This window comes from Actinomyces acetigenes (genome assembly GCF_031296635.1).
Classification (GTDB): Bacteria; Actinomycetota; Actinomycetes; order Actinomycetales; family Actinomycetaceae; genus Actinomyces; species Actinomyces acetigenes.
Genome location: NZ_JASPFC010000065.1, coordinates 1 through 5,135, shown reverse-complemented (window position 1 = coordinate 5,135; position 5,135 = coordinate 1). Strand labels below are relative to the sequence as shown.

Genomic DNA, 5,135 nt, shown 5'->3' with positions numbered 1-5,135 from the left:
GTAGGCGGCTGGGCACGGATAATCGAATAGTGTCCAGCACACAGACGACGACGGTGAAACGCGCTGCCCGTGTAGTCGTCTCGGTGGTCATAGCGACAGGGAAACGCCCGGACCCATTCCGAACCCGGAAGCTAAGCCTGACAGCGCCGATGGTACTGCACCCGCCAGGGTGTGGGAGAGTAGGACACCACCGAGCACAAACCCACTGGTTCAGCCCCCGAGGGGACTCCATGACGGAGCACCCCAGGGGGCTGAATCTGTTTCTGTGGGGCGCTCGTCTCACCTCGATCGTCGAGAAACGGTACGGTCGCCCGTCCGGAGCTCATGCCTGGTCCACACAGTCAGCACAAGGGGCCAGCGAAAGGGGCTCGCGCTCGGCGTCGCCTCGCACCTGCTGCGCGTGGCCGTCGGCGAGAACACGGCGGGCCCCACGAAAGGCTGCCCAAGGCGAGATCGCCGGCCTCACGAAAGAGACTGTGAGTGGCACCGCCGTCGTCGCACTGCGCTTGCCCGCGGGGTCCGGGAGCGACTTGGCCCGAACTGACAGTCCCGCAGTCCGCCCCAGGAGCCGACGGGCCGTACTCATCATCGGGGGCGCAGCGGCGCTGAACTCGCCCACCGATCCCGGCACTCCTGCCACTGACGAATCAAGCCCCGAACACCTGGCGCTCGCCGTCGTCGACGAGCTGGAGCATCCTGGCGGCGAGCAGTACGTCACCGTCGTCGCCGCGCCCCGAGGCGACTCAGATCCAGGACGACAGGAACATGTGGGAGGCCCAGAAGCTACGTGAGACCGTCTGCCCGGTCCAGATCGGCCACCAGAAGGCCGTCGCCGCGCAGGCCAGGAGCGTGACCACGATGATGAGACAGATGCCCTCGGTACGGATCTGCCACGTGGGCGCCATCGTCCACTTCGCCAGGGAGGCCCACGGCCTGCGCCGGGCGGGCTGCGGCGCCCCGCCGTCGGACCATTCCGGCATGGAGGCGCCCGACGACGTCAACGAGGCTGCGTAGCCGGTCAGCTCGTCATAGGTCCGCGCCTGGGCCGCATCGGCCCTGGGGTTGGCGGTGGGGAGGTCGGGTTCGAGATCGTCATTGACGTCGGTCAGGTTCGGGTTGATGCGGTATATGCCTGGGTCGGTCTCCTCCATCGGCGGCGTCCACACGGGCGTGCGCGCGAACTGCGGGCCGAACCCCAGGAACCTGGCGCCCATGCCGCGCCACGGCCGGATACCAGGGCCGATCTGCCGGCTTCGGAGGGCCTCCATCTGCGCATCGGCGCTCGCCGAACCAGGCAACGGTGGCAGCAGCCCGGATGCCATGCCCAGCGCCAGCACGAGGACGAGCACGACGCAGGGCACGAAGGCCACCGTGTAGAAGGTGAAAATGGTGCGATCCCGGTACTGGAACCACGGCACATACAGGCCCAGGTAGCCGATAAGAGGCACCCAGGCCCGCCAGTCGCGGTTCTTTACCCCGATGATGACCACGGCCACCAGCGCCACCACAGCCGACCACCAGATGACGATGTTCCCGATCGAGGTGATCGCCTGAATGCAGTCCCCGCTCCCACAGGTCTGCGGCACCTGGGCCTTGTCCTCCCAGAAGAAAGAGGTCGGGCGGGTCTGCAGCAGCCAGCCCGAGGGCTTCGACTGGTAGGTGTGCGGAGCATCCAGGCCCACGTGGAACTCGTACGTCCTCAGGTGGTAGATGATGAAGTCGTTGATGGTGTAGAGCACCGAGTTGTTGACGTGTCCGGGCAGCCACGGGACAGGAATCGACCCGCCATTCTTGAGCTGGCTCTCCGCCCAGCCGTGCATGTAGGCGCCGGGGTGGGTGAACCAGGACCGCCAGCAGGCGATGTAGACCACGGTGGCCGTCGGTACCATGTGGAGGAAGTCGCCCATGCCCCGGGAGACGGTCCCCTCCAGGAACCAGGCCCGTGCCTGGACTCGCCGCAGTGCGAGCGTGTCCCAGATGACGACGACGATGCCGGAGGCCACCATCAGGTAGAGCCCCGACCACTTGATGGAGCAGGTCAGCCCCAGCGCGATGCCTGCGGCCAGCAGCCAGAAGCGGAAGGTGGCGTGCGGGGCGCGCGCCCCGGGCCTGGTCCCCGCCATCCTGCGAGCCAGTCGCGTTCGCGCCCACTCCCGGTCACGGACCAGGCAGTACAGGGTCACGGTGGCGAAGAAACCGATGAACACGTCCAGCAGCCCGATGCGGGACTCGGTCAGGGACACGCCGTCGATCGCCAGGAACAGCCCGGCCAGGCCGGCCAGCAGCGGTGAGCGCGTCAGGCGCATCGTCAGGCGCGCCAGCAGCATCACCGTGAGGGTTCCGGCGACGGCCGGCATGAACCGCCACCCGAAGGACGACGCCGGCCCGAAGATCTCCATGCCGGCGCCGATGAGCCACTTGCCCAGCTGCGGGTGGACGACGTAGGCAGCGTTGCTGGTCAGCTTGGAGAAGTCGCCGAGGGCGAAGGACGCGTCGGCTTTGTCCCCCCAGGTGGCCTCATAGCCCAGGTGCCACAGGGAGTAGGCGTCCTTGACGTAGTAGATCTCATCGAACATGAGCGTCTTGGGGTGGTTCAGCCCAATGAGGCGCAGTAGCGCGGCGATGACGCCGACGACGACGGTGACGATCCATCCGCGGACCCTCACGGCGCGCGGCATGTCCCAGAACAGACCCGGTAGACGTATCAGCTCGGTGAGGAGCCACATGACGACGGAGGTGAACCACCGGCGGAGTCTCGGGGCTCGAGGGGGGGCCTTTTTCAGCCCGACAAGGCGCAGCAGGGCTCCAATGACGGAGACGAGACCACTCACGAAGGAGATGCCGAGCCTCGTGCCGAGGACTCTCTCATGGTCCACCGGTCCCAGCCCGAGCCGGGTGCGCAGCTCGGCCTCGGTGCGCTCGGCGACGGTGGGCTCCGTGACGGGTTCGACGGCGGGCTCTGCTGGTACGGGGCCTGTGGGCTCGGCCTGCCCCTGGGTGGGTTCGGCCGGTACGGGGTCCGCGGCCTCATCCCTCCCTGAGGCGGGTTCCTGTGCTCGTTCCTGCTCCGCGTCCGGGCCGCAGGAGCTGTCGCGGGTCTGTTCGGGGGACTGCTCTGGGGCCTGTTCGGGGGACTGTTCGGGAGACAGCGCGCTCGGAGTCGTCACACCCCGAGTGTAGGCGGCAGCCTCATCGAGGGTGCACCGAACATACTGTGTCCTATGACTGAGAGCAGCCTGCCCGCACCAGCCGCCGTCGGAGACGGCCACGATGACAGTCTTGGCCCGGCTTGCCTGCCCGGATCCACTACTGCCGACGCCGCCGCCCCCGCCGCCCACAGCCCGGACCTGCGCGGCGGGACGATCACCCTGGCCGCCACCCCGATCGGCAACGTCTCCGACGCCTCCTTGCGGCTGCGTTGCGCCCTGGAGCAGGCCGACCTCATCGCCGCCGAGGACACCCGCCGGCTGCGGTCCCTGGCCCAGCGCCTCGACGTCAAGCCCGGTGGGCGCGTCATCGCCTTCCACGAGCATAATGAGCGCGAGCGTGCCCCCGAGCTGCTCGAGGCCGCCCGCAGTGGCTTACGCGTCCTGGTGGTCTCCGACGCCGGTATGCCCTCGGTCTCCGACCCCGGGTACCGGCTCGTCCAGGCCGCGGTGCGCGAGCAGGTGCCCGTCACCGTTGCACCGGGCCCCTCGGCGGTGCTGACCGCTCTGGCCCTGTCCGGGCTGGCCTCCGACCGGTTCTGCTTCGAGGGGTTCCTGCCGCGCAAGCCGGGGGAGCGGCGTCGCGCCCTGGAGTCCCTGGCCAGCCAGGAGCGCACCATGATCTTCCTGGAGTCCCCCCGCCGCGTCCACGACTCCCTGACCGCCATGGCTGAGGTCCTCGGCGACGACCGCCCCGCGGCACTGTGCCGGGAGCTGACCAAGACTCATGAGCAGGTGCTGCGGGGCTCCCTGGCGGAGCTGACCCGGGCCACGGCCGACGGCGTCCTGGGGGAGGTGGTCCTCGTCGTCGCCGGAGCCGAGCCCCTCGTCGCCAGTCCTGAGGCCGCCGCGCACAAGGCCCTGGCGCTGGCCGAGGCCGGCACGCGCCTCAAGGCGGCTGCGGCCCAGGCGGCAGACGAGGGAGGTCTGCGTCCTAACGAGGTCTACCGTGCGGCCCTGGAACTGCGTGAGGGCACGTGAATGTTCGGGGGTTAATGCGGGGGCTTGGGTGGTTTCGGCTCGGCAGGGGGTGGGGTTTTGCTGACGGGTTTGTGGGGTGTGGTGGTGTGGTGGGTGTTACTGTGCGGGTTATGGGTTTTGTGAGGGATGAGGATCTTGAGTGGGGTCCGGAGTGGATTGAGCAGCAGATTCAGGAGGATCTGCTTGACTATCAGGACTTGCCTCCTTTGGGTGTGGGTCGGGTGGTGCCGGAGGAGTACTTTGAGCGGTTTGGGGGTGTGTTTCCTGAGTCGGTTCTGTATATCTGGAGGCGTTTCGGGTTTGATGGTTTTGGGCAGGGACGCTCGTGGATCACGGATCCTGTTGAGTGGGCGCCGGTGGTGGACGCCTGGCTGGAGGGCATCGAGCTTCCCTTCCCTCCCCAGCGCTGGCACTGCCTGACACGCACTGCCCTGGGGCGGATGCTTCTGTGGGGGGAGATCTCCGGACCGGCTGTGACTGTCGACGTCATCGACGGAACGATCAGACCGAACTCCAACGAGGCGGAGAACATGACTGATCCGGTTGTCAGGGAGCGCAGCGGCTGCACTGTTTTCACCAGCCCGCGTGGCGACCTGTATGACGATGAGGTGACGGGTCGGTCTTTGGCTGTGGAGGGGATTGAGCGTCTGGGGGTGCCGGGGGCTGATGAGGTGTTTGGGTTTGTGCCGCCGTTGAGCTTTGGTGGTCGGGTGAGTGCGGATCGGTTGAGTGTGCAGAAGGCTGTGCCTTACCTGGTGGGGCTGGCGCAGTCGACCCCCAGGTACCTGGGGGTCGATCTCATGGCTGCCTGGGGCGGGGCGGCCACCCAGTTCCTCATCGACCAAGGAGCCATACCCAACAGCACAGACACAGGCGCCCCCGATGGCCAGGGTGGCCCTGGTGTCTCAGGCGAGAGCACCCCCGACACCCCCAGTGGCCCTAGTGGTC

Annotated in this window: 3 protein-coding genes and 1 rRNA gene; 3 read left to right on the top strand and 1 reads right to left on the bottom strand. The window is 67.8% G+C overall.

The genetic code is table 11. The annotated features are described in order from the left end of the window. Positions 1-79 precede the first annotated feature (79 nt). Positions 80-196: ribosomal RNA gene (gene rrf / locus RIV14_RS13285) — 5S ribosomal RNA — on the top strand. Between the two features lie 547 nt (positions 197-743). Here the strand turns inward: rrf and RIV14_RS13280 are convergent. Next, on the bottom strand, positions 744-3,167 hold the full coding sequence (locus tag RIV14_RS13280; RefSeq protein WP_075373716.1) for a dolichyl-phosphate-mannose--protein mannosyltransferase: 2,424 nt from the start codon (positions 3,165-3,167) through the stop codon (positions 744-746). 54 nt (positions 3,168-3,221) lie between these two features. Here RIV14_RS13280 and rsmI point away from each other — a divergent pair, with 54 nt between their 5' ends. Together rsmI and RIV14_RS13270 are read left to right on the top strand one after the other, a co-directional pair. Then, positions 3,222-4,187, top strand: coding sequence for a 16S rRNA (cytidine(1402)-2'-O)-methyltransferase (gene rsmI / locus RIV14_RS13275; RefSeq protein WP_143224291.1), 966 nt, complete (start codon positions 3,222-3,224; stop codon positions 4,185-4,187). A 110-nt stretch (positions 4,188-4,297) separates the two neighbouring features. Continuing rightward, positions 4,298-5,135 (top strand): GAD-like domain-containing protein (locus RIV14_RS13270; RefSeq protein WP_309325232.1); only part of this gene is annotated, 838 nt, incomplete at its 3' end.

Bases quoted from the DNA above. Each gene is read 5' to 3' on its own strand.
- rsmI (WP_143224291.1), top strand. From the start codon at position 3,222: ATGACTGAGAGCAGCCTGCCCGCACCAGCCGCCGTCGGAGACGGCCAC.